Annotated in this window: 22 protein-coding genes; 11 read left to right on the forward strand and 11 right to left on the reverse strand. The window is 72.8% G+C overall.

Translation table 11 applies throughout. From position 1 onward, the window contains the following. Window positions 1-13: 13 nt before the first annotated feature. The 4 genes from IF88_RS0111940 to IF88_RS0111955 are packed head-to-tail and all read right to left on the reverse strand — an operon-like array spanning window position 14 to window position 2455. Window positions 14-328 carry a hypothetical protein gene (locus IF88_RS0111940; protein WP_051836756.1) on the reverse strand — a complete coding sequence of 105 codons (315 nt, stop codon included), beginning with the start codon at window positions 326-328 and terminating at the stop codon, window positions 14-16. Continuing rightward, on the reverse strand, window positions 325-645 hold the full coding sequence (locus IF88_RS0111945; protein ID WP_051836758.1) for a hypothetical protein: 321 nt from the start codon (window positions 643-645) through the stop codon (window positions 325-327). The genes IF88_RS0111940 and IF88_RS0111945 overlap by 4 nt, the downstream gene beginning before the upstream one ends. Further along, window positions 642-2030 carry a hypothetical protein gene (locus tag IF88_RS0111950; protein ID WP_030710118.1) on the reverse strand — a complete coding sequence of 463 codons (1389 nt, stop codon included), beginning with the start codon at window positions 2028-2030 and terminating at the stop codon, window positions 642-644. The genes IF88_RS0111945 and IF88_RS0111950 overlap by 4 nt, the downstream gene beginning before the upstream one ends. Further along, window positions 2027-2455: a hypothetical protein gene (locus IF88_RS0111955; protein WP_234323497.1), complete on the reverse strand. Its 429-nt coding sequence runs from the start codon at window positions 2453-2455 to the stop codon at window positions 2027-2029. Before IF88_RS0111955 ends, IF88_RS0111950 begins: the two co-directional genes overlap by 4 nt. A gap of 1086 nt (window positions 2456-3541) precedes the next feature. Between IF88_RS0111955 and IF88_RS49325 the strand changes: the two genes are divergently transcribed. After that, window positions 3542-3910 (forward strand): hypothetical protein, encoded by a 369-nt coding sequence (locus IF88_RS49325; RefSeq protein WP_324617193.1) that lies wholly within the window; start codon window positions 3542-3544, stop codon window positions 3908-3910. A 27-nt stretch (window positions 3911-3937) separates the two neighbouring features. On the opposite strand, the gene IF88_RS0111965 is transcribed toward IF88_RS49325, so the two are convergent. Beyond that, window positions 3938-4366, reverse strand: a complete 429-nt coding sequence (locus IF88_RS0111965; protein ID WP_030710124.1) for a MarR family winged helix-turn-helix transcriptional regulator — start codon at window positions 4364-4366, stop codon at window positions 3938-3940. Window positions 4367-4500: 134 nt separating this feature from the next. Between IF88_RS0111965 and IF88_RS0111970 the strand changes: the two genes are divergently transcribed. The 4 genes from IF88_RS0111970 to IF88_RS0111985 all read left to right on the forward strand — a co-directional run bounded on the left by IF88_RS0111970 (window position 4501) and on the right by IF88_RS0111985 (window position 9171). Continuing rightward, entirely contained in the window at window positions 4501-5391 is an 891-nt protein-coding gene (locus tag IF88_RS0111970; RefSeq protein WP_030710126.1) for an MBL fold metallo-hydrolase, read from the forward strand. A gap of 44 nt (window positions 5392-5435) precedes the next feature. After that, entirely contained in the window at window positions 5436-5783 is a 348-nt protein-coding gene (locus tag IF88_RS0111975) for a GntR family transcriptional regulator (protein ID WP_030710128.1), read from the forward strand. 95 nt (window positions 5784-5878) lie between these two features. Beyond that, complete coding sequence (locus IF88_RS0111980) at window positions 5879-6802, forward strand: DUF1648 domain-containing protein (protein WP_234323498.1); 924 nt, start codon at window positions 5879-5881, stop codon at window positions 6800-6802. A gap of 458 nt (window positions 6803-7260) precedes the next feature. Next, window positions 7261-9171, forward strand: coding sequence for an AMP-dependent synthetase/ligase (locus tag IF88_RS0111985; RefSeq protein WP_030710132.1), 1911 nt, complete (start codon window positions 7261-7263; stop codon window positions 9169-9171). Window positions 9172-9289: 118 nt separating this feature from the next. On the opposite strand, the gene IF88_RS0111990 is transcribed toward IF88_RS0111985, so the two are convergent. The 3 genes from IF88_RS0111990 to IF88_RS0112005 all read right to left on the reverse strand — a co-directional run bounded on the left by IF88_RS0111990 (window position 9290) and on the right by IF88_RS0112005 (window position 11993). Further along, entirely contained in the window at window positions 9290-10453 is a 1164-nt protein-coding gene (locus IF88_RS0111990) for a lipase family protein (RefSeq protein ID WP_030710134.1), read from the reverse strand. A gap of 136 nt (window positions 10454-10589) precedes the next feature. Further along, window positions 10590-10772 carry a hypothetical protein gene (locus tag IF88_RS0111995; RefSeq protein ID WP_030710135.1) on the reverse strand — a complete coding sequence of 61 codons (183 nt, stop codon included), beginning with the start codon at window positions 10770-10772 and terminating at the stop codon, window positions 10590-10592. 210 nt (window positions 10773-10982) lie between these two features. After that, window positions 10983-11993 carry an AraC family transcriptional regulator gene (locus tag IF88_RS0112005; protein WP_030710137.1) on the reverse strand — a complete coding sequence of 337 codons (1011 nt, stop codon included), beginning with the start codon at window positions 11991-11993 and terminating at the stop codon, window positions 10983-10985. A gap of 152 nt (window positions 11994-12145) precedes the next feature. Here IF88_RS0112005 and IF88_RS0112010 point away from each other — a divergent pair, with 152 nt between their 5' ends. From IF88_RS0112010 to IF88_RS0112020, 3 genes are all read left to right on the forward strand, one after another. Next, window positions 12146-13918 carry an AMP-dependent synthetase/ligase gene (locus IF88_RS0112010; RefSeq protein WP_030710139.1) on the forward strand — a complete coding sequence of 591 codons (1773 nt, stop codon included), beginning with the start codon at window positions 12146-12148 and terminating at the stop codon, window positions 13916-13918. A gap of 174 nt (window positions 13919-14092) precedes the next feature. Continuing rightward, complete coding sequence (locus IF88_RS0112015; protein WP_030710140.1) at window positions 14093-14716, forward strand: histidine phosphatase family protein; 624 nt, start codon at window positions 14093-14095, stop codon at window positions 14714-14716. Window positions 14717-14840: 124 nt separating this feature from the next. Continuing rightward, entirely contained in the window at window positions 14841-15152 is a 312-nt protein-coding gene (locus IF88_RS0112020; RefSeq protein WP_030710142.1) for a hypothetical protein, read from the forward strand. A gap of 62 nt (window positions 15153-15214) precedes the next feature. Here the strand turns inward: IF88_RS0112020 and IF88_RS45345 are convergent, their stop codons facing one another. Both IF88_RS45345 and IF88_RS0112030 read right to left on the reverse strand, forming a co-directional pair. Continuing rightward, complete coding sequence (locus IF88_RS45345; RefSeq protein WP_030710143.1) at window positions 15215-16591, reverse strand: Kelch repeat-containing protein; 1377 nt, start codon at window positions 16589-16591, stop codon at window positions 15215-15217. Window positions 16592-16779: 188 nt separating this feature from the next. Then, on the reverse strand, window positions 16780-17376 hold the full coding sequence (locus IF88_RS0112030) for a dihydrofolate reductase family protein (protein ID WP_030710145.1): 597 nt from the start codon (window positions 17374-17376) through the stop codon (window positions 16780-16782). Here IF88_RS0112030 and IF88_RS46465 point away from each other — a divergent pair. From IF88_RS46465 to IF88_RS0112045, 3 genes are all read left to right on the forward strand, one after another. Continuing rightward, window positions 17363-17536, forward strand: a complete 174-nt coding sequence (locus IF88_RS46465; protein ID WP_158754355.1) for a hypothetical protein — start codon at window positions 17363-17365, stop codon at window positions 17534-17536. The two genes, IF88_RS0112030 and IF88_RS46465, sit on opposite strands and share 14 nt — an antisense overlap. Window positions 17537-17737: 201 nt before the next feature. Beyond that, window positions 17738-20476 (forward strand): PKD domain-containing protein, encoded by a 2739-nt coding sequence (locus IF88_RS0112040; RefSeq protein ID WP_030710147.1) that lies wholly within the window; start codon window positions 17738-17740, stop codon window positions 20474-20476. A gap of 228 nt (window positions 20477-20704) precedes the next feature. After that, complete coding sequence (locus tag IF88_RS0112045; protein WP_030710149.1) at window positions 20705-22354, forward strand: lytic transglycosylase domain-containing protein; 1650 nt, start codon at window positions 20705-20707, stop codon at window positions 22352-22354. A gap of 207 nt (window positions 22355-22561) precedes the next feature. Here the strand turns inward: IF88_RS0112045 and IF88_RS0112050 are convergent, their stop codons facing one another. Further along, on the reverse strand, window positions 22562-22765 hold the full coding sequence (locus tag IF88_RS0112050; RefSeq protein ID WP_030162033.1) for a cold-shock protein: 204 nt from the start codon (window positions 22763-22765) through the stop codon (window positions 22562-22564). Window positions 22766-22881: the final 116 nt, after the last annotated feature.

Consider the following 22881-nt stretch of genomic DNA (forward strand, 5'->3'; position numbering starts at 1 on the left):
CGGAACCGGGTCGTCAGACGGTCCGGGCGCGGAAGTACGCGACCGTCGCGAGCAGGAACGGCACGGCGAACCACCACCGGCCCATCGCCCGCCGGAACACGGGGGTGATGGTGAGCAGCAGCCCGAGCAGACAGAGCACGACGGAGCAGTCGCCCATGAACCGGGCGTCGTCGCGGGTCGGGTCGTACGGCGATTCGGGCCGCAGGGCCAGGGCGACGTAGCACGCGAACGCGGCCGGGGCGTAGAGCAGTACGAGCGGGACGCCGAGCACCCACTGCAGACAGCCCCGGTCCTCGGGCAGGTCGATGTTCTCGCGGGGGAGCCTCATGACAGCGTCACCATCCGGATCCAGGCGATCGCCCCGAGGACGACCGGCGGGGCGAACCACCACGGGCCCAGCATCCGGCGGACCGGCGGGACGAGGGTGAGGAGGAACCCGGTCAGGCTGAGGCCGAGGGCGAGGAGACACACCGCCGTCGTCCCCGCGTACCCCTGGTCGTCCCACTCGGCGGCCGGCCCGTAGCGCACCGCCGTGTAGACGAAGAAGGCGTCGAGCAGGTTGACGAGGGCGAGCGGGACCCCGACGACCCACTTGAGCGGGCCGTGGTCCTCGGGCAGGTCGACGCCCGCGCCCGGGTGCGTCATCGCATCGCTTCCTTCACCTGGCCGAGTCCGTCGGTGAAATCATCGCCGTAGTTCTGGGCCTTCTGCGACTCCCAGTACGGGCCGCCGTTGTAGCGGGCCGCGATCTCGCGCATCTGGGCCTCGGTCAACTGGTCGGCCGGTACGTCCGCGTACGCGGTCTCCGCCTTGATCTGGGCCAGGTGGCCGGCGGCGATGAACGCGTTCTGCCGGTGGTCCTGGAGGGACTCCTCCACCAGGGCGCGCTGGGCGTCCGTGAGGTGCGCGGGGTCGTAGCCGAGGACCTCGGCACCGCGCCGCAGCTGGATGGCGATCGGCCCGAAGGACGTCTGGTCGGGCACGCCGCCGAGCCGGTGGGGGAGGTTCTCGGGCGTGATCGGGCTCAGCGGGAAGGCGGCCGCGTGGCGCAGGTGGTCCGTGACGTCGTCGGCGTAGCCGGGCTGCCCGGATATCTCGTTCCAGGCGATGCCCGCGACCAGCTCCACGGGCAGTCCCGCGTGCTCGGCGGCGGCCCGCAGGACCTCCTTGTTGCGGGCGATCCACCGGGCCTTCTCCGCGTCGCTCTCCGGCGGGTTCCAGTACATGTCCTCGCCCTGCGGCAGCCCGGAGATGCGCGTGCGGATGTCCTTGAGCTCGGGCGACATGTAGACGTCCCCGACCGTCCCGTGCACCTCCCGCTTCGGTCCGCTGCCCGGCAGGTGCGTCAGCGGGCTGTTGCGCGCCTCCTCGCCCTCCCGGCGCAGGTCCGCCATGGCGGCGTACAGGTCGGGCCGTTCGCCGCCGCGGATCCGCAGCTCGGGCATCAGCTCGTACGCCTGCTTCAGCGCGTGGACGCAGGCCTCGCGCGCCTCTCGTTCCACCGTCCGGGCCAGGTGGAAGCTGCCGCCCGCGTCGTCGTGGAGCCGGTTCGCCTCGTCGCGGATGTCGTCCACGTCCAGGGTGACCTCGGCCAGGAAGTCGAAGACGCCGGTCGTCGCGCGCATGTCCTCCCACTGGCACATCGGTTCCGCCTCCTGCGCGACCTTGGTGATCGCGGCGCCCTTGGTGGCGATGAGCGAGGCGAGAGCCCGCTCCGACCGCGTGCCGTTGCCGTAGTGGGACTTGGCGGTGGTGAGGGCCAGGGCGTAGGCGTGCAGGGCGCTCGCCGCCTTGTCGAATGCCTCGGCCATGTGCGTCACCAGCTCCCGGGCGGCGGTGAGGCGCGCGCGGTACGTCTCGCTCCCCTCGCTGTGCCACTGGGTGTGCCGCTCCGCCCGCAGGGCGGGTTCCTCGACCTGTACGAGGAGCTCGCGCAGCCGGCGGAACTCGTCGGCGTTGCGCTCGACGAGCGCGGGGTTGCACTCGGCGAGGAAGCGGACGTCCGCGTGGTGGCTCAGGCCGCCGCTCAACGGTCCTTGTCCTCCGGCTTCACGTACACGCCGGTGTCGACGACCATGCGGAGGAACGCGGCGGCGGTGTCGTCGTCGACGCGGGCGAAGCCGGTGCCGGTGGTCTTCAGGCGGGTGGCCAGGCCGGCGAACAGGGCCACCGTGTCCTTGAACTGGTCGTCGGCGAACCGCGCGAAGCGCAGGGCCTGCGCCGCGACATCGGGGTGCGCGCGGGGCGCGCGGGCCATCGTGCTCGCGTCACCGTCGGGCCGGCCCTCGTGCAGGAGCGCGGCGATCTCGATCAGCAGGTTCGCGTTGCCGTTGATGGACGGTGCCCCGGCCACCAGTTCCCCCGCGGGCGCCGGCTGATGGAGGCGCGGGGGAACGGGCTGCTCCCCGGCCTGCGCCGCGGCCTTGCACTCGGCCCACTCCGCGTCGAACGTCATGACTTCCCCCCGATGTGGTGGTCATGCGCATGTTAAGTCGGACCACCCCCCTCGCGCCCCCACCGCCCCTCACACCCCAAAACCCCCAACCCCTCGCCCCTGCGAGCCGCGCGAGCTCGGCGGTGGCGGTTACCGGGGCGCGGGTTTTCGGGATGCGGGGGGCCGGGGCGCGGGGGGCCGGGATGCGGTGGGGGCGGACGTTGAAAGACCCAAAGAACTGGGGGAAAGAACCAACCAACCCCACCAAACCCGGACCGTGTCGCTCGGATGGGTGAAACGTGGCAACTGGGCTGGATTTGGGGAGGGTTGGCGGGCATATGCTCGCCCCGACCACCACAGACATGAGACGGCCCCCGGCGGGACTGGCATCCCGGCCGAGGGCCTGACCAACTAGGAAGCAACACCTTCCCTATGGCTCCTCAGCACCTTAGCGCGCCGACGCGCGCAGCGGCCCGTGTTCGACCCGGGACCCCCCGATCCGGTGTCCTTCACGTCAACACGCCGCACAGGCGTCACTTCACCGTGGTGGGCAACCACCTCCTCCAGCACGCCGATCTGTCGGCGACGGCGATCGGGGTCGGCGCCTACATCCAGTCGCTGCCCGACGGGGCCCCCGTCGGGATCAAGGCGCTCACGGAGCGGTTCCGCGAGGGGGAGGTGCGGATCGCCTCCGCCCTGCGGGAGTTGGAGCGGCACGGCTACCTGGAGCGGCGGCGCGAACGGCTGGCGACCGGGCAGGTGGTGACCCGGACGTTCTCGTACAACAGGCCGGGAGCTGTCGCTGGTCCTGACCGCCCGCCGACTTCGGATGGGCCCCTGCCTTGCGATGATCCGCCGTCGCCTCTCGACGAGCCGCCGTCGCCTGCCGATGACCCGCCGTCGCTTGCGGATGACCCGCCGGCTTGCGATGACCACCCGTCTTCCGACGATCCGCCGCCTCCGGATGGCCCGCCTTCGCCTCCATCGTCACCGCTTCCGCTTCCGCCTCCGCCTCCGCCTCCGCCACTGCCGGTCCGGGAGCCCTTGCCGGCGCCGGGGTCGGGGCCGGCGTCGGCTCGGAGGGGTCGGGCCTTCGATGCTCTGCCCGTGCCGCGGGCGTTGCACCCCGGCGCGGCCGATCTGCTCGCCGGGCTGCGGCGGCACGATTCGCGGCTCCTGCTGTCCGAACGCGACGTACGGCGGCTCGTTCCGGGGGTATCGGCCTGGCTGGAGCGCGGGGCCGACCCCGAGGCGGTGGCGCGAGCACTGTCCAGCGACCTCCCCGAGCACATGCGCGACCCCGCGTCCGTCCTCGCGTACCGGCTCGGCGAACTGGTCCCGCCGCACCTCCCGCCCGCACCGGTGATCCGGCGGCCCAGACGGCCGGATCCCCTCCAGAACTGCGACAGCTGCGATCGCGCCTTCCGTGCCCCGGCTCCGGGTCGTTGCCGCGACTGTCCGCCGGCCGCCGCCTAGGCCCGGACAGGGCTCAGGGCTCAGGGCTCAGCGGGAGGTGACGGCCTGTTCCAGGAGGGCGTGCAGGACGCGCTGGTCCTGGGGGGTGAGGCCGGACAGGGGGGAGTCCAGGGCGAGCAGGGCCAGGAGGCGCTCGCGCAGTGCGGTGCCCTCGGCGGTGAGGACGAGGTGCTTGGCGCGGCGGTCGGTGGGGTGCGGGTGGCGCTCCACCAGGCTCTGCTTCTCCAGCTTGTCGACGACGAAGGTGGTGTTGGAGGGCTCGCAGCTCATGCGTTCGGCGAGCTCCCGCATGGTCATCGGCCCGCTCATCTCCCGCAGTGCGGTCGCCTGGGGCGCGGTGAGGCCGAGGGTGGCGGCGCGCTCCCGCACGTGCTCGGCGATCCGCTGCGCCAGTCCGTTCACCAGACCGCACAGCTGGCGCTCGGCAATGACCTGCTGCTCGGGGGGCGTCGTCATGCCACCACCCTAGCAAGTCCGTCAAGACTGAATATTTCCAGCTTGAATGATTCGAGCTTGATGTTTATGGTGACGTCGTCGCCGCGGGGCACGAACGCCGTGGCGACCTGATGACGACTCACGGAAGAGGACCCATGGCTGAGTTGACGGTGGACCAGGAGCAGGACGTACGGCTGCGCCGCCCGGCGGGCATCCGCTCGATACGGCTCGGCGACACGAAGGTGTCGTACGTGCCGGACGGCGATGTGCGGCTCCGGCCGCTGAGCGTGCTGCCCGGGACCACCGACGAGGTGTGGGCCGCGCACCCGGAGTACCTGGACGCCACGGGCCACCTCGTGGGCAGCGTCGGCGCACTGCTCGTCGAGCGCGGCGACCGCGCGCTGCTGATCGACGCGGGCTTCGGCCCGCAGACGCACGAGGCCCCGGACGGCCCCATCGGCACGATCCACGGAGGCGCCCTCGCCGACGGCCTGGCCGAACTCGGCCGCCGCCCGCAGGACATCGAGGCCGTGGCCTTCACCCACCTCCACGCCGACCACCTCGGCTGGGCCTGCCACCCCGCCCCCGGCGGCGACCAGCCGGTGTTCGCCCACGCCGACTACCTGATCTCCGAGCCGGAGTGGGAGCGGCGCGACCTCCTGGAGGACCAGGGCATGGGCGAGCAGGTCGCCGCCCTCGCGCCGCGGGTGCGTACCGTCACCGACGGGCAGGAGATCTTCCCCGGCGTGCGCGTGCGGATCACCGCGGGCCACACCGTCGGGCACGCCGAGTACGTCATCACCGGGGGCGGACGGCGCCTGATCGCCTTCGGCGACGCCATGCACTCCCCGATCCAGGTCGACCACCCCGACTGGTCCTCGGCCTTCGACCACGACCAGGCCCGGACCGCCGACCACCGCCACCGCCTCGTCGCCGAGCTGGCGGAGCCCGACACGATCGGCTTCGGCGTCCACTTCGCCGACGTCGTGTTCGGCCGCGTGCAGCGGGATGGAGAGGGTCCGGCCTGGCGCCCCCTGGATGCCTGAGCACTGGATCAGGTGAGAGGTATGGTGCTAGCGTCATTAGCACCATGTTGCTGAAGCTGAACATCGCGGACGACCGGCCCCTGCACGAGCAGGTGGCCGGGGCCGTGCGGCGGGCCGTCGCCGAGGGGGAGTGCGCCCCGGGGGACCGGCTGCCGCCCGCGCGGGACCTCGCGCAGGCGCTCGGGGTGAACGCGAACACCGTCCTGCGCGGGCTGCGCGCCCTGCGCGACGAAGGGGTGCTGGAGTTCCGGCGGGGGCGCGGGGTCACCGTGGCCGGCGGAGCCGACACGCGCTCCGCGCTGCTGGAGCGCGTACGCGAGCTGGTGGCCGACGGGGCACGCCTGGGCTACGGCAAGGACGATCTCATCGAAATGATCAAGGGGGCGCCGTGAGCCGGACGGGCACGGGCAGGAGTAGGAGTAGGAGTAGGGGCAGGGGCAGGGCGTTAGGGCTGGCCGGCTGGGTGGCCGGGGTCGGGGCGGTGCTGGTGGGACTGCCCCTGACGGCGAGTGCACGGCTGCCGGACCGGATGGCCACCCACTGGGGCGGCGGTGGCGGTGGCGGTGGTGGCGCGTCCGCGGCACCCGACGGCTCCACGTCGTTCGGGGAGTCGCTGGCCCTCCCGACGGCGATCTGGGCCGTACTGGCCCTGGGGGTCGCCGTGTTCACCGTGGCCCGGGCTCGGGCCGCGACCGTACTGCTGCCCAGTGGTGTGCTCCTGGCCGGCGCGCAGGCCGCGATCGTACGGGCCAACCTGGACCACGAGGACTGGCGGCAGGCCGATCCGCCGGACGGCCGGGTGGTGGCGGCGGTGCTCGCCGCGGCGGTCCTGGCGGCCGTTGCCGGAGCGTTGATCAACCGTCAGGGGCCGGTGACGGCCGTGAGCCCGGCCGCCGGTGCTCCCGTCATGGACATCCCCGCGGGCGAGCGGCTCGTATGGCTCGCCCGGACGTCGAACCCGTGGCTCCGGCTCACCGCCGCCGGCCTCGGAGCCGTAGCGGCCGTCGCCGCGGTCGCCGGGGCGGGCGGGCTGCTCGGGCCGGCGTGGCAGCTCGTCGCGCCGTTCGGCGTCGCCTCCGTGTCGGCGCTCGCCTTCTCCTCCGTACGGGCACGGGTCACCGGGCAGGGGCTGGAGGTCGGCTTCGGGCCGCTCGGGTGGCCCGTACGGCGCTGGGCCGCCGCGGACATCGAATCGGCCCGTGCCGAGGACCGGACGCCCACCCAGGTCGGCGGCTGGGGCTACCGGCTCAGCGGGCTCGGTACGACGGTGATGCTGCGCGCCGGGGAATGCCTGGTCGTCCGCTCCCGCGGCAAGGACTTCGCGGTGAGCGTCGACGACGCCGCCCGGGGCGCGGCCCTCCTCAACTCCCTCGTCACCGGCACCCGTTCGACGCCCCAGGCCCTGTCCTAGGAAGCGCGGCGGACCGTGCCCGCAGCCGCGCGGTGGTGGCTCGGCCGGGTGCCGTACACCCGCTGGAAGGCCACGCTCAGTCCGAAGGCGCTGCGGTAGCCGACCGAGGACTACGTCGCCCTGCTGAACCTGCTCAACGGCTGGATCGAGGAGCGCCGCTTCGCCACCCTCGCCGACGGCGTCCAGCGCGCCCTGGGCCGCGAGCCCCGCGACTTCGCCGACTACGTCGGCCGCACCGCCGCCGCCGGGGTGTGGCACTGATCGACGGGGGTGTGGCAGTGATCTGCACGCGGGGGCAGCCATCTCCACGCGTGCGGCACAGATCGGTGTCAGTGGCACCGATCGGTGTCAGTGGGGTGGAGCGTCCGTGAAGAAGGGCTCCGGGGGCTGGTCGGGCCGGGTTACCGCTACGTAAATTACCCGCGGTAACGCTCGTGCCGAGCCAAGGAGAGTGCGCCATGGGAGCCGAGCTGAAGCCCGACAGCCCCGCCGGTACCGCCAGCCCCATCAGCTCCGTCCAACCCGTCGAACCCGTCAAGACCGTGATCAACGGGGTGGTGCGCGAGGTACGGGTCCCCGCGCTCGTGGGCCCGCCGCAGCAGGGATCCCTCGGGGACATCCCCTTCGACAACGCCCACCAGGCTCCCCGCGAAGCGGTCCTCGCCCGCAAGGAGCGGGACGGGTCCTGGCGAGACGTCTCGGCCGCCGAGTTCGCGGCCGAAGTGCTCGCCGTCGCCAAGGGCCTGATCGCCGAGGGGCTGCGCGAGGGCGACCGGCTGGCGATCATGGCCCGGACGACCTACGAGTGGACCCTGCTCGACTTCGCCGGATGGGCCGCAGGGCTGGTCACCGTACCGATCTACCCCACCTCCTCCGCCCTCCAGGCCCGCTGGATCATCCAGGACTCCGGAGCCGTGGCCTGCGCCGTCGAGGACACGGCGCAGGCCCGGCTCATCAGCAACGAGCGGGCCCACCTGCCCTGGCTCGCCCACCTGTGGGAATTCGACACCGGCGCCGTGGCCCGGCTGATCAAGGCCGGGGAACGCATCCCCGACGCGGTGGTGCACAACCGGCGCGCCGCCCGTACGCCGGACGCCGTCGCCACCCTCATCTACACCTCCGGCACCACCGGGCAGCCCAAGGGATGCGTGATCACCCACGCCAACTTCTTCGCCCAGGTGGACAACGCGGTCGAACTGCTGCACCCCGTCTTCAAGTCCGTCAGCAAGGACCCGGCCTCCACCCTCCTCTTCCTCCCGCTCAGCCACGTCTTCGGACGCATGGTCGCCGTGGGCTGCCTGCGGGCCCGCGTCAAGCTCGGACACGCCCCCAGCATCAGCACCGACGACCTCCTCGCCGACCTGGCAGGCTTCCGGCCGACCTTCCTCCTGGCCATCCCGTACGTGCTGGAGAAGGTCTACAACACCGCCCGGGCCACCGCCGAGAGCATGGGCCGGGCCTCCTCCTTCGACCGGGCCGCCCGCATCGCGCAGCGCCTCGGCGAGCTGGCCAAGGGCAAGGCCCCCGGACTCGTGCTGCGCGCCGGCCGCGCCCTGTACGACCCGCTCGTCTACCGGCGGATCCGGGCCGCGCTCGGCGGCCGCGTCCGCTACATCCTGAGCGGCGGCTCCCCGCTGGGCCGGCGGCTCGCCGCCTTCTACACCGGCGCCGGCATCGAGGTCTTCGAGGGCTACGGCCTGACGGAGACCACCGGCGCGAGCACCGTGACCCCGCCGCAGCACCCCCGGCTCGGCACGGTGGGCTGGCCGCTGCCCGGCACGGCCGTACACATCGCGGAGGACGGCGAGGTGCTGCTGGCCGGCGGACACGTCTTCGCCGGCTACTGGAACAGCGGGCACGCCCTCCCGTACGGGAGCTGGCTGGCCACCGGCGACATCGGGGAGCTCGACGCCGACGGGTACCTCACCATCACCGGCCGCAAGAAGGACCTGATCATCACCTCCGGCGGCAAGAACGTGGCCCCCGCACCCCTGGAGGACTGGCTGCGCGCCCACCCGCTGGTCGGCCAGTGCATGGTGGTCGGCGACAACCGCCCGTACATCACCGCGCTGATCACCCTGGAGCCGGACGGGCTGCACCACTGGCGCCAGATGCACAGGAAGCAGGGCGTGCCGATGCGCGAGCTGGTGCGGGACGAGGAACTGCTGGCGGACCTCCAGCGGGCGGTCGACGAGGCGAACCGGCTGGTGTCGCGGGCCGAGTCGATCCGCCGCTTCGCCGTCCTGCCGGGCGAGTTCACCGAGGCGCGCGGCCACCTGACCCCGTCGATGAAACTCAAGCGGGGCGCGGTCGCCCGTGACTACGCGGACCGGATCGAGGAGCTGTACCGGGGCCCGCGGGACGCCTAGCGGCGGGCCGGGTGGGTGTGGGCCAGCCGGGCGGGTGTGGCCGGGCGGGCTGGGCGGGTTGGGGCTGCGTTCCTGTCCCGTCGGGGAGTGGTCCCCCCGACGGGACGGGGCGTGCCGGTCAGCAGTTGGCGTGCGTGGTACGGCCGGCGAAGCGGTCCGCCAGCCAGTTCCCGGCCGCCAGGGAGTGCGTGATCACACCGCTGACGTGCTCACCGGCCCAGACGGTGTCGAATTCGAGGTTCGCGCCCCGGGCGCACCAGTCGGAGCGCAGCCGGCGGCCCACCCCGTACGGGATCAGCTCGTCGGCGAGCGCGTGGTACTGGTACACCGGCGCGGCCGGGGCCGTCCGCCCGAGGCGGCTCTGGTTCAGCCGGGCCCGCCAGTCCGGCTGGGCGAGCGGGTCGCGCGTGGTCAGGTCGGAGATCCGCTTGAAGGAGCCGGCGATCGCGTCGATCGCCACGCAGTTCTCCTTCATCCCGGAGACCAGCAGCCGGCCCGCCGGGTTGAGGTAGGAGTCCAGCTTCAGCTCCGGGAAGGCCGCGTCCTGTCCGGCGGCCGCCATGAAGATGAGCCCGGAGCCGTAGGAGCCGTTGTTGTAGTCGGCCACCTCCAGCAGGTCGGCGGGGACACCGCCGGTGGCCGTGCCCTTCACCTGGAGCTCGGGGGCGTACGAGCCCTGCAGCTCGGCGGCCCAGCTGCTGGCCTGCCCGCCCTGGGAGTAGCCCATGATGCCGACCGGGCCGGTCGGCGACAGGCCCGTCCCGGGCAGCCGCTGGGCGGCGCGGGCCGCGTCGAGGACGGCGTGCCCGGCGGAGGGGCCGACCGTGTAGGTGTGGACGCCCGGCGTGCCGAGGCCCTCGTAGTCGGTGACGACCACGGCCCAGCCGCGGAGGGTGAGCTGCTGGATGAGGTTGGCTTCCATGGCGGTGCCGTGGGGGAGGTTGTCGCTCGGCGCGCAGGAGTCGCCGAGGCCGACCGTGCCGACGGCGTACGTGATCAGGGGGCGCGGGCCGCTCCGGCCGTCCTGCGGGACGATGACGGTGCCGGAGACGGTGTTCGGGGTCCCATCGGCGGTGGTCGAGCGGTAGTGGATCTTCCAGGCCCTGGTGTTGGTGGGCTGGCCGGGCAGCGGGTGGAAGGCGGACGGGGCGCTGGCGACGATGTCGCCGGGGGAGGAGGCGGGGGCGGAGACGGGGGCGGCGCCGGCGGTGGGGATCGCGGCCGGGACCGCCGAGACGGCCAGGGCGGCCACGGCGGCGAGGGCGGTGCTGCGCAAACGCATGGGGGGCTCCCAGAGGCTCGTTCCGTGCGGGGATCGGTGAGCCGAAGGTAGTGACCGACCAGTAGGAAGGTCGCTGACCGCGCAGCTCAGCTTTCCTGGCCCGAAAACGCACCCGCCGGGGCGCCCGTGTGCCGAATCAGGCGGCGCGAGCCCTGCTGCCGGCGTACGCCTGGTCCCGCTCGCCGGAGTCGGGCTTCATGGGGATGAGGCTGCCGGTGGAGGGCGTCATGCGGGAGGAGCCGAGGGCACTGGGGGCCACGCGGATGGCTCCCACGGCGATGGCGGCCTTGAGGAGGGCGAGGCGGTGGATGCTGGTCATGACGGTCTCCTTCAGGCGATGGCGATGGCGATGGCGATGGCGAACGGGAAGAGGGAAGCGGGGAGCGGGGAGCGGGGACCGAGCCCCGTGCATCCATTGCGCTCCATGCGAGACACCGCGTCACGCCACTGAATCCCGGGACTTGACAGCAGGCCCGGGGGCCGAACGAGGGCCCCGAACCCAGACGGCGGACCGGCCCTGGGCTGGGGGCTAGCTGCTCGACGCAATGCGGTAGGCGCCCGGGGTCGTGCCCGTCCAGCGGCGGAAGGCGCGGTGGAAGGCCGTGTCCTCCGAGAAGCCCAGCCGCGCCGCGAGCTCCGCGATCGGCTCGCCGCTCTCCGCCAGCCCCGCGATCGCCGCGTCCCGCCGCACGTGGTCCTTCAGCTGCTGGAACGAGGTCCCCTCCTGCTGGAGCCGGCGCCGCAACGTGGCCGGGGACACCGCGAGCCGCGCCGCCACCTCGCCGAGCGCGGGCAGCCGCGGCGACGTGCGCAGCCGCTGCGTCAGGGTCCGGCGTACCTGCTCCGCGACCGTGGTCCCGTACTCCGGGCGCGACAGCAGGTCGAACGGCGCGCGCCGGAGCATCGCGTCGAGTGCGGGCTCGTCCCGTACGAGCGGCGCGGTCAGCCAGTGCGCGTCGAAGGCGGCGCCCGTACGGTCCGCCCCGAAACGGACCGGGCAGTCGAAGAGGACCTCGTACTCCTCCTCGTGCGGCGGCGGGGGATAGGCGAAGGCGGCGTACGCCAGCGGGATGCGCCGCCCCACCAGCCAGCTGCTCAGCCGGTGCCAGATCGCGAGCACGCACTCGGTGAGGAAACGGTCCTCGTCCCGGGCGAAGTCGTTGCGCACGGTGAACCGGGCCTCGCCGCCCGCCACTTCGAGCGCCAGCTCCGGCCCGCCCGGGAACAGCCCGTAGAACGCGGCCGCCCGCTCCGTCGCCGCGCCCAGGTCACGGCAGCCGAGCGAGGCGTGACACATCATCGCGAAGGTGCCGGGACGGCTCGGGACCGGGCTCAGCGCGAGGAACTCGTCCTGCGTGGTCCGGTACAGCGCCCGGAACAGCCGGGCGAACTGCGCGGGCGTGATCCGCGCCCGGTCGTCGCCCAGCAGCAGCGGCGGGATCTGCGCCTCCTGGAGCAGCGGCACGGTGTCGATGCCGCTGCCGCGCGCCCCCGCGAGCAGGGCGCGTACGTGGTGCACGGTGATCGTCCGCCTCCCCATGCCTCGACGGTAGCCCGCGGCGGCGCGGGGCGATACGGACGTGCGCGGACCGGTGAGCGCTCGGGTCAGCAGGGGTGACGCTTCCGGTCATGCCGCGGCGGCCGTACGCCTGCCTAGCGTCGGGGGTCACCAACTCCCCCGGAGGGCATGCGATGGACGGTCGGCCGAGCACGCTGGCGGTGTTCACCCAGTGGACCGAGGAGCGGTACGGGCCGGAGACGGCCCTGCGGTTCCGGTCGCCCGACGGCGGGTGGCAGACCCGTACGTACGGGGAACTGGCCGCGGAGGTACGGGCCGTCGGGTGCGCGCTGCTCGGCCTGGGCGTCGCGGCCGGGGAACGGGTCGCCGTACTGGCGGAGACCCGGCCGCAGTGGACGTACACGCACTTCGGGGTGCTGGCGGCGGGCGCGGTCCTCGTACCGGTCTACCCGACGGCGGGGGAGGAGGAACTCGCCTGGGTCCTGTCGGATTCGGAGGCCGTCGTCGTGGTCTGCGACGACGGGAGACAGGCGGAACGCGTCGGGGCGCTCCGGGCGAAACTGCCCGCGCTGCGGTCGGTGGTGCTGATGGACGACCTGGACGACCTGCCTGGGGGGGGTGGGCCGGCTGGGGTGGGCGGGCCGGCCGGGGTGGACGCCGGGGCCGAGGCCGAGCTGCGGGCTCGGGCGGCGGCCGTGACCCCCGCCGCGGACGCGTCGATCGTCTACACCTCGGGCACGACGGGCCTGCCCAAGGGCTGCCGCCTCACCCACGGGAACCTGGGCGCCATCCAGGACGCCACCGTCCCCCTCATCAAGGGCGGGCCGGGGGACTCCACGTACCTGTACCTGCCCCTCGCGCACATGCTCGCCCAGCTGATCCAGTTCACGACCCTGCTGGAGGGCGGGGAGCTGTGCTACTTCGGCGGCCGGATCGAGGACGTGCTCACGGAGATCGCGGAAGTCGCACCGACCCATCTCCCCTCTGTTCCCAGGCTGTTCGAGAAGCTGCACTCGGTGGTCCTCTCGCTGGCGGAGTCCCGGGAGGGCGGCCGCGAACGCTTCGAGGAGGCCGTACGGGTGGGCATACTCGCGGCGGACGGCCGGCTGCCGGAGGACCGGCGGGCGGAGTACGAGGCGGCGGAGAAGTCCCTCTACTCCCTGGTCAGGGGCGCGTTCGGCGGCCGGCTGAAATGGGCGCTCACCGGCGGCGCCCCGATCGCCCCGGCGACCCTGGACTTCCTGCGCGCCTGCGGGATCACCGTCTTCGAGGGGTACGGGATGACGGAGTCGGGCGGAGTCATCTCCCTCAACCACCCGGAGGCGGCGCGCCACGGGACGGTCGGCCGTCCGATCGCGGGCTGCGAGGTACGGATCGCGGAGGACGGCGAGGTGCTGGCGCGCGGGGCGATGGTGTTCCCGGGCTACCACGCGAACGCCGCCGCGACGGCGCGGGCGCTGGACGGGGAGGGCTGGCTGCACACCGGCGACCTGGGGGAACTGGACGCCGACGGCTACCTCCGCATCACGGGCCGCAAGAAGGAGCTGATCATCACCTCCGCCGGGAAGAACCTCACCCCGACGGAGGTCGAGTTCGCCGTCCAGCGCTCGCGCTACGTCTCCCGCGCGGTCCTGATCGGCGACCGCCGCCCCTACCCGGTCGCCCTGATCACCCTGGACGCGGAGGAGATCACGGCCTGGGCGGCGCGCGAGGGCCTCGACCCGGGCCCTACCCCGGCCACGTACCCGGCGGTCCGCGCCCTGATCGAAGCGGCGGTGGCCGAAGCCAATGCCACGGTCTCCCGCCCGGCCCGCATCCGCGCCTTCCACATCCTCCCGGAGGACTTCACGACGGCGGCGGGCACCCTGACCCCGACCCTGAAACTCCGCCGCGCGGCGGTGGCGGAACGGTACGCGGAGGTGATCGAGGGGCTGTACGGGGGGTGAGGGTCTGGCGCAGCGCCAAGAGCGCCCGGCCCGCGCCTTCCCCAGCGAAGAGACAGCCGCATACGCACGGCGCGGGTTCGCCGCTGAGCACACGCCTTGAGTTCGGAGGAACCGGCACGGGGAGGGGGGCGTCCAGTGGTGCACAAGATCGATAACGGATCCAAGGAGTTCGGCATGACGGGCACGGCCACGCGGTACCTCCATCTCGTCCGGCACGGCGAGGCGCTGCCGGACGAGAGCGGGCTGACGGCGGGCGGCCGCCGGCAGGCCACGCTGCTCGGCCGGCGCCTCCGAGACGTCCCGCTCGCGGCGGTGCACCACGGCCCGCTGCCCCGGGCCGAGCAGACGGCACAGCTGATCGGCGACCAGCTGAAGGACGTTCCTCTGCACCGGTCGGAGGCTGCCGGTGACTACGTCCCCTACCTGCCGCAAAGGGAGGAGCTTCCGGCGGAATCCGCCGACTTCTACCTCCGCTTTCTCGAAGGTGCCTCTGACGAGGAGCGGGAGCGGGGACCTGGGCTGGTCCGCGAGGCGATGGAGCGGTTCACCGGTCCGGTGGACGGCGAAGAGGACCGCCACGAACTGGTCGTCACCCACAACTTCCTGGTCGCCTGGCTCGTCCGCGAGGCCATGCACGCTCCGAAGTGGCGCTGGCTCGGCCTCAACCACGCCAACGCCGCCCTGACGGTCATCCGGTACGCGCCTGATCGACCCGCCGCCGTCCTCTTCTCCAACGACATGCGGCACCTCCCCGCCGAACTCCGCTGGACCGGCTTCCCGCCCGAGCTGCACTTCTGACGCTGACGGACGATCCCCTGCCCGCCCCGGACGAAGTCACGGTGGCAGGGTTCACCGACACGCCGGACGGCGCACGGCACGCCGCCCGGTGGTCCGCGTCAGGCGCCCTCACCCGGCTGGAGGCGTGGTCGTCGCGAAGGTCAAGGACCGTTCCCCGCGCTGGAGCGCAGCCGGCACCACCGTCACCGAACTCGAACTGCTCCGGGGTACCGGCCACGCCTTCGTCCAGGGCATCAACGACGCGGGAACCAGCGTCGGCACCTCCGACGAACGCGCCGTGACGCGGGACGCGCAGGGCAAGGTCACCGCGCTGCCCCCTCCCGTCGGCCTCGGCCAGGCCGACCCGGTCGCGATCAACGCGGCCGGGAGCGTCGCGGGCGACATGGCGAGCTCCAGCGCCTGGCCGGTCCAGTGGCGGGCCGTCGTCTGGCGGTAGCCGTCGCCGGCCCCAGCCCGGGCCGGCGCCGTGGCGGCGCCGGCCCTGGGTGACGGGTCCGACTAGCGGGCGTCTTCCATGTCGTCGCCCGGAAGGCCGAACTCCGGGTCGAGGTCCGGGTCGAGGCCCGCGTCCGGGGCGGGGCGGGTCTGGTGGTTGTCGGCCGGGGGCCTCGGCGCCGGCTTTTCGGGCTTGGGCTCGGGCTTCGGCCAGGGCTTCACGTCGGGCTGGGGCTTCACGTCAGGCTGCGGCTTCACGTCGGGGTTGGGCCGCGGGGCCGGAGCGGAGTCCGGCCGCGAGCCGTTCGGAGCCGTGGGCGCGGGGGTGGGCTCCGGCCTCGGCCGGGGGCGGCCGCTCTGACGCTCGATGGCGAAGGCCTCGACCGTGCTCGTGGCGGGGCCCTCGGCGCGGACCAGGCCTCCGATGGCGTACACGCAGTGGTGCTTCGAGTCCCTGGGGCACGGCGCCGCGGCCACACCGTGGTCCGTGTGGCCCGTCGGCGTGGAGGGCAGCGTCACCCAGGCATTGGTGACCGGTGTGTAGGCCTCGACCGTGGTCGGCGCTTCGTCTCCGCCCACGGTGTAGATGCAGCCGTTGCTCATGCCATCGGGGCAGGGGGCCGTTGCCGCCCTCCCCAAGGTGCGGGCGGTCGGAATGTCGGCCGCGGGCCCCCATTGGTTGTTGTCGGGGTTGTAGAAGTCCACCGAGAGGGGGTTGGCGTTGGTCCCGCTGATGGCGTACACGCAGAGGTGGCGAGGGTTCGGGTCCCCGGGGCAGGGCGCGGCCGCGCCGGCGTGATCGGATCGGGTGGTCGGCAGGCTCGCCACGGAGGCCCACCGGTTGGTGGCCGGGTTGTACGCCTCCGCCGTGGCGGTGCCGGTGCCACCGAAGACGTACACGCACGTGCCCCGCAGGCCCTCGGGGCACGGTGCCGTGGCCGCCGCCGCGCGGGTGCGGTCCTCCGTCAGGGGCGTCAGGGACAGCCAGGCGTTGGTCTCCGTGCTGTACGCCTCGGCGACCCTGCTGGTCGCGGCTCCTACGGAACCCCCGAGGACGTAGACGCAGTCGCCCCGCACCCCGTTGGGACAGGGCGCCGTCGTTGCCGCTGCGTGGTCGCGGGGGGTCTTCAGCACGGGCAGCGTGGCCCAGGTGCCGCTGGAGGGGCTGTACGCCTCGAACTTCTCCGGACTGGCGATGCCGCCGGCGGCGTACACGCAGGTGCCGCGCAGCCCCTCCGGGCAGTCCGCTGCCGAGCTCGCCAGCCCGAATCTCGGGGTCGGCAGGTTCGGGACGGTCACCCACACGCCCTGCGCCGTCGCGGTCGTGGCCGACAGGGCCAGCAGCGGGGCCAGGGCGGCGACGGCGAGCCGTCGCCAGCCTCGGTGCGGGGCGCGGCCGGGCGGGGAATCGTCTTGGTCACTTCGTGCAGTGCGCCTCATGGGCACCTCTCGTGGCATGCCTCGGCAGGCTCTGCCGCGGCGGGAAGCGGGACACCTGCGAAGTTACATACGGTCATATGGCGTCGCGCGTCGTGACGGCCATATGCCTCAACGCCCCCGCCGGGGCCACCCCCCGCCCCGGCCCGGTCCCGGGCCGTCGGCGTACTCGCCCGGGCGTGGTCCCGGGCCTAACCCCGGGTCACCGGCCGGTAGGTGCAGACGTGGACGCCCGCCGGGCTGATGGTGGTCGAGGCCAGTTCGAGGGTGCGCAGCCCGCCGTCGGCCGGGAAGATCGACTTACCGCCGCCCAGGAGCACCGGCATGATCATGAGCCGCAGCTCGTCGACCAGGCCCTCGCCCAGCAGGGTGCGTACGAGGGTGGGACTGCCCATGACCACCAGGTCGCCGCCGTCGGCCGCGCGCAGCTCGCGGATGCGGGCCACGGCCTCGGCGCCGGCGATGCGCGTGGTGTTGTTCCAGGTCAGCTCGTCCTCGCCCAGCGTCGCGGACACCACGTACTTCGGGATGGCGTTCATCTGGTCGGCGAACGGGTCGCCGGCGCGGTCGGGCCACGCCGCGGCCATCGTCTGCCAGGTGCGGCGGCCGAAGAGCAGCGCCTCGGCCTTCGCCATCGCCTCGGCGAAGGCGCCGCCCACCACCTCCGCGTCGAAGAACGGGTGCGACCAGCCGCCGTGGGCGAAGCCGCCGTCGTTGTCCTCGCCCTGGCCGCCGGGGGCCTGTACGACGCCGTCGAGGCTCATGAATTCGGTGATGACGATGCGCATGGGGGTCTTCCTCTTCTTCGAGCTCTTCGAGCCGGTCGGCGTGTACGTGGTCGGCGTGTACGTGGTCGGCGCGTACGCGGTCGGTGCCTACGCGGTCGGTGCGTACGAAGGAGAGACTGCCGCGCTCGCCGGAATTCATCGCGCCCCCACGCGCTCGTGACGGTGACGCTGGTCACGCCGTCACCCGCCGGGCGTGGCTGAAAACGGACGACAGTGGCTGGTTCGGCAAGGGATGATGATCGATGTCTGTTCGAGCTCGCGTGCGCCCGGCTGACGCTGGGGGAACAGAACGTCTACCAGTCGTGCGGCGCCGCGACCGGCGTGACCCCACGTCACTTCTGGCCTGAAGGAAACCCTCCTGGTGCGTCCCACTCCTGCGACGGTCCTGCTCACCGCAGGTCTCGTCACCCTTCTCGGTGTTCCGTCCGCCGTGGCCGCCGAGGCCCCGCCCGCGCTCTTCGTGAACAACTCCGCCGACTCCTCCTGCACGGACGGCGGCCCCGGCTCGCAGGCCGTGCCCTTCTGCACCATCTCGGCGGCGGCCAAGGCCGTGGCGCCGGGCCAGAGCGTGCGGATCAAGACGGGCAAGACCTACGACGAGGCCGTCACCATCGGCAGCTCCGGCGCACCGGGCAACCCGGTCAGCTTCCTGGCCGACGGGCCGGTGGGCAGCACGGTGAGCCTCCGGCAGGCGCTCACCATCAGCGGCGCGTCGCACGTGGTGCTCCGCGATCTGAACGCCAACGGCGGCCTCAGGGTCAGCCGCTCCGCCGATGTCGAGCTGGAGCGGATCAGAACGATCGCCCCCACGACCGGGGCGTCCCTCGTGGTCGGCGACGCGAGCACGGACGTGCGCGTCAGCCGGGCGCTGCTGTACGGCAGCGTCCGGATCGAGGGCGGCGCCCAGCGCACCGTACTCAGCCGCAACGAGTTCCAGGGCGACAAGCCGGATCCGCTCGCCGTGGTGGACGCCCCCGGCACGGTCATCACGAACAACTCCGTCGCACTCGGCTGCGGCACGGCCGTTTCGCTCAGCGGCGGCTCGTCCGGCTCCGCCGTGTTCAACAACCTGATCAACGCCAAGGACCTGTCCGGTCCGTGCGACCCGGCTCTGGGACGCGGCGCCATCGCGGTGTCGCAGAGCGCCGCGGACGGGACCCGCTCCGACTCCAACCTGATCGCGGGCGATTTCAAGGCCGGACAGGTCTACAAGTGGGGCGGCGCCGCCCACCAGGACCAGGCGGCGTTCCACGCGGCGACCGGCCAGGGCGGCCGGGACCTCGTGGTCCCGTCGGCCGGGGAAGTCGGCACGAAGGCCGTCGACTCCGCCGACGCGACGGCACCCGGCGTGCTGCTCACCGACTCCAAGGGATATCCGGTCGTAGACGACGCCCGCGTGCCCAACACCGGCAAGGACGGCGGGTACCTCGACCGCGGTGCGCGCGAGGGCCAGAACTGGCTGGAGAGCACCCGGCTGGAGTTCGACCAGCCCTGGGCGCCGGCCGGGGCCGCCGTGAAGGCGACGGCCACCACGGTCAGCGCGTGGCCCGGTGGGCTCACCCACCACTTCGACTTCGGTGACGGCTCCGCCCCCGTCGTCACCAAGGAGACCACCGCCACGCACGTCTACAGCTCGCCGTGCGAGTGCACGGCGATGGTCACCGTGTACAACGACGCCCAGCTGAAGGTCGTCGCCGGGTACAAGGCCAAGGTGACGGCGCCCGGCCCGCTGACGGCCGGCTTCACCTCCAAGCCGTTCCTGCCGACCGCCGAGGACCCGCGGGCGTACGTCGCCCCGCTGACGGTCGAGGTCGACCCGCGGACCTCCACCGCGCCGTGGCCGGTCCAGCAGGTGGACGTGGACTTCGGTGACGGGGCCAAGGAGCGGGTGTCCGCGCTGGAGCCCGTCCGCCACGCCTACGCGCAGCCCGGCGACTACAAGGTGACCGTCACCCTCAAGGACGTCAACGGCGCCACCTCCGCGGTCAGCCGGACCGTGCAGGTCGCGTACGCCGCGTCCGGTTACGTGCCCCTGCACCCGTTCCGCGTCCTGGACACCCGTACCGCGGGCACCCCGGTGCAGGCCGGCGCCGCCACCCCGGTGGCCCTGCCGGTCGTCTTCTACAGCTCGGGCCCCCACCACACGGGCGGGGCCACCGCGGCCGTCCTGAACGTGACCGTGACCGGTGCCAGCCAGGACACCCACCTGAACGTCTGGCCCTCGGGCCAGCCGCGCCCGGCGACCTCGAACGTGAACGTCCGCGCGGGCGGCACCTCGTCCAACACCGTCACCGTGCCCATCGGCGCCGACGGCAAGGTCCTCGCCCAGCTCAACTCCGGCCAGGGGCACGTCGTCGTCGACTTCGTCGGCTACTACCAGCCCAACACCGGGCACCGGTTCACCCCGGTCACCCCGACCCGGCTCGCCGACACCCGTACCGCGGGCGGCGCGCTGGGCGGCGGCCAGACCCGGACCGTCAAGGTCGCGGGCGTGCGGAGCATTCCGCCGGACGCCACCGCCGTCGCGCTGAACCTGACCAGCACCGGTGCCACGGCCGGCACGCACGTGATCGCCTATGCCGACCCGACGAAGCGGCCCGCCACCTCGAACCTGAACCCGGAGCCGGGCAAGGACAAGTCCAACCAGGTCATCGTCCCGGTCGGCCCGGACGGCACCATCACCCTCTACAACAACGCCGGTTCCACCGACCTGGTCGTCGACGCGGTCGGCTACTACCTCGACGGCGGCGGCGGGGCCTTCTTCACCCCCGTCGTTCCCAAGCGCCTGGCCGACACCCGCACCACCGGCAAGCTCGCCCCCGGCGCGACCACCACGGTCCCCGGTCTGCCGGCCGACGCCGTCGGCGCGGCCCTGAACGTCACCGCGACCGACACCAGCGACGCCGGCTTCCTCACCGTCCACGGGTACGGGACCGCCCGCACGGACGCGAGCAGCCTCAACACCCGGCCCGGCGACACCGTTCCGAACCACGTCATCACCCCCGTCGGGGACGGCAAGGTCAGCATCTGGAACAGCTGGGGCGGCAGCAACCACGTGATCACCGACCTGCTCGGCTACTTCACCTACAGCCGGCCGTAGCGGTGCACACCGGTGCCCCGATCGGAAATCACTTCCGATCGGGGCAATCCGGTCAGGGAGTTGGGATCTCCGACCGTTCGGCCGCGAGACCCCGGTGAAGCCGAGACGAATGGTGCGTCACATCTGTCGGCGGGACGGCGAGTCGGGTTCGAATACCTGATAGACAGTGGATATTCACGGCTAGACCTGCCGTACACCCTTGACGGCTCCTGGGGGGATCGCCGCACTGTGAAGCCGCTTCACCGTCACCTCGTCAACACCTCGCGCAAGGTCCTGTGCACGGCCGCCCTCGCGGCCAGCCTGACCACCGCCGCGGTCGTGACCAATCCGTCGACCGCCGACGCGGGCGAGTCCGAGCCGACTCCGGACAGCCCGCAGGCCACCGACCGCGGTGACGCCCGGCTGGACCTGCCCGACACCGTCGCAGACCCGCCGCCCACCGGCGCGGGCGCGCAGGAGGGGGCCAGCGGGATACCCGCGACCGCCCTCGACGCCTATCACCGCGCCGAACTCTCGGTGGCGGCCGCGCTCCCCGGCTGCAAGCTGCCCTGGCAGCTGCTCGCCGGCATCGGACGGGTCGAGTCCGTCCACGCGTCCGGCTACGGGCTCAAGGCCGACGGCTACACCGAGAAGCCGATCCGCGGCCCCCGCCTCGACGGCAACGGCTTCGCCGAGATCCGGGACACCGACAAGGGCGAGTTCGACGGGGACGCCGTCTACGACCGCGCCGTCGGCCCGCTCCAGTTCATCCCCTCCACCTGGGCCACCTGGGGCGCCGACGGCAACGGCGACGCCAAGCGCGACCCGAACAACATCTACGACGCCGCGCTGGGCGCCGGGCTCTACCTGTGCGCGGGCGACCGGGACCTGTCGAACCAGGCCAAGCTCGACGCGGCGATCCTCAGCTACAACAACTCCCGCGAGTACGTGAACACCGTGCTCGGCTACATGCGGCAGTACCAGGACGGCGGCGCCGCCGAGGTCGCGAACCCGCCGGCCGGCAACTACCCGCCCGTGCAGCCGGGCACCCTGCCGACCCCGTCGCGGACCCCGATCACGCCGACGCCGACGCCGACGCCCAAGCCGACCCCGACGCCGACCCCCACCCCGACGCCCACGCCGACGCCGACCCCGGAGAAGCCGGCCCCGCACCTGCAGGACCTGACGGTGCTCGACGGGCCCGGGCTGACGGCCGAGGCCGGCGCGGCCTTCACCGTGATCCCGAAGGTCAAGCTGCTCCTGAGCGACGGCAAGCCCGCCACCGACCGCGAGGTGATCTTCGCGGTCGAGGAGGACACCACCGGCGGCACGCTCTTCGGGGCGGAGAAGTCCCTGGTGGTCAAGACGGGCTCCGACGGCATCGCCGCCGCGCCCGGCCTGAAGGCGGGCACCAAGGCGGGCACCTTCAAGCTGCGCGTCTCCGCCTACGACACCACCACCAGGCTCACGGAGAACTTCGAGGGCCGCGTCACGGTGACGGTCGCCGACAAGCTGTCGCGCCCGGAGGGCTCGAAGCCGCTGGAGGCGGTCGCCGGTACGAGCCTCAAGGGCGTGGAGGTCCTCGCCACGGCCGCGGGCAAGGCCGTCGCCGGTACGGAGACGGTCGCCGACCTGGTCGTGAAGGACGCGGACGGCAAGTGGGTCCCGGTGGACCCGGCGACCGCGAAGGCCCCGTACTTCAAGGACGCGGACGGCAAGAAGGTCTTCGGCCGCGTGCTCCCCAAGACGGGCGCCGACGGCAAGATCGTCCTGCCGGAGCTCTTCACCACGGACGCGGCCCCGGGCACGTACTCCCTGCGCCTGACCACCAAGGAGAACGTGACCCTGATCCTGGACATCAAGATCACCGCCCCCGGCACCACCCAGCCCCCGGCCTGAAGCCGACGGGCCCCCGGCCAAACCGGCCCGGGCCCCGGCCCGTACGGCAAGTGGCCCCCGGCACCGTCAAGGTGCCGGGGGCCACTGCCGTACCCCGCCCCCACCCCGGGAGGGAAAAGGCAGGAGCCCTGTCACCTCTGCTCGCGCAGAGGTGACAGGGCTCCTTGGGTACTGCTTTTCCAACCCGCGACAGGTTGGCCCAGGCGACTAGGCCGGGGTGACGTTCTCCGCCTGCGGGCCCTTCGGACCCTGCGTGACGTCGAAGTTCACCATCTGGTTCTCCTCGAGGGAGCGGAAGCCAGAGGCGTTGATCGCGGAGTAGTGGACGAAGACATCCGGGCCGCCGCCGTCCTGGGCGATGAAGCCGAAGCCCTTTTCAGCGTTGAACCACTTCACGGTTCCGGTAGCCATGAGCCCTCCTATGGGCCAAAGGGTCGCCCTGCTCCAGAACCTGCTAAGAAGTCTGAAAACTACAAAAGCCTGCGGGTCACATTCTCCGCAGGCCTCGTACTGCAAGGGAAACCAAA

It is taken from the genome of Streptomyces sp. NRRL F-2580, from assembly GCF_000720115.1.
Taxonomy (GTDB): Bacteria; Actinomycetota; Actinomycetes; order Streptomycetales; family Streptomycetaceae; genus Streptomyces.

Coding starts and splice junctions, on each gene's coding strand:
- IF88_RS0111940 (WP_051836756.1), bottom strand. CDS start 328: ATGAGGCTCCCCCGCGAGAACATCGACCTGCCCGAGGACCGGGGCTGT.
- IF88_RS0111945 (WP_051836758.1), bottom strand. CDS start 645: ATGACGCACCCGGGCGCGGGCGTCGACCTGCCCGAGGACCACGGCCCG.
- IF88_RS0111955 (WP_234323497.1), bottom strand. CDS start 2,455: ATGACGTTCGACGCGGAGTGGGCCGAGTGCAAGGCCGCGGCGCAGGCC.
- IF88_RS0111965 (WP_030710124.1), bottom strand. CDS start 4,366: ATGACGACGCCCCCCGAGCAGCAGGTCATTGCCGAGCGCCAGCTGTGC.
- IF88_RS0111970 (WP_030710126.1), top strand. CDS start 4,501: ATGGCTGAGTTGACGGTGGACCAGGAGCAGGACGTACGGCTGCGCCGC.
- IF88_RS0111975 (WP_030710128.1), top strand. CDS start 5,436: ATGTTGCTGAAGCTGAACATCGCGGACGACCGGCCCCTGCACGAGCAG.
- IF88_RS0111985 (WP_030710132.1), top strand. CDS start 7,261: ATGGGAGCCGAGCTGAAGCCCGACAGCCCCGCCGGTACCGCCAGCCCC.
- IF88_RS0111990 (WP_030710134.1), bottom strand. CDS start 10,453: ATGCGTTTGCGCAGCACCGCCCTCGCCGCCGTGGCCGCCCTGGCCGTC.
- IF88_RS0111995 (WP_030710135.1), bottom strand. CDS start 10,772: ATGACCAGCATCCACCGCCTCGCCCTCCTCAAGGCCGCCATCGCCGTG.
- IF88_RS0112005 (WP_030710137.1), bottom strand. CDS start 11,993: ATGGGGAGGCGGACGATCACCGTGCACCACGTACGCGCCCTGCTCGCG.
- IF88_RS0112010 (WP_030710139.1), top strand. CDS start 12,146: ATGGACGGTCGGCCGAGCACGCTGGCGGTGTTCACCCAGTGGACCGAG.
- IF88_RS0112015 (WP_030710140.1), top strand. CDS start 14,093: ATGACGGGCACGGCCACGCGGTACCTCCATCTCGTCCGGCACGGCGAG.
- IF88_RS45345 (WP_030710143.1), bottom strand. CDS start 16,591: ATGAGGCGCACTGCACGAAGTGACCAAGACGATTCCCCGCCCGGCCGC.
- IF88_RS46465 (WP_158754355.1), top strand. CDS start 17,363: ATGACGATGCGCATGGGGGTCTTCCTCTTCTTCGAGCTCTTCGAGCCG.
- IF88_RS0112030 (WP_030710145.1), bottom strand. CDS start 17,376: ATGCGCATCGTCATCACCGAATTCATGAGCCTCGACGGCGTCGTACAG.
- IF88_RS0112050 (WP_030162033.1), bottom strand. CDS start 22,765: ATGGCTACCGGAACCGTGAAGTGGTTCAACGCTGAAAAGGGCTTCGGC.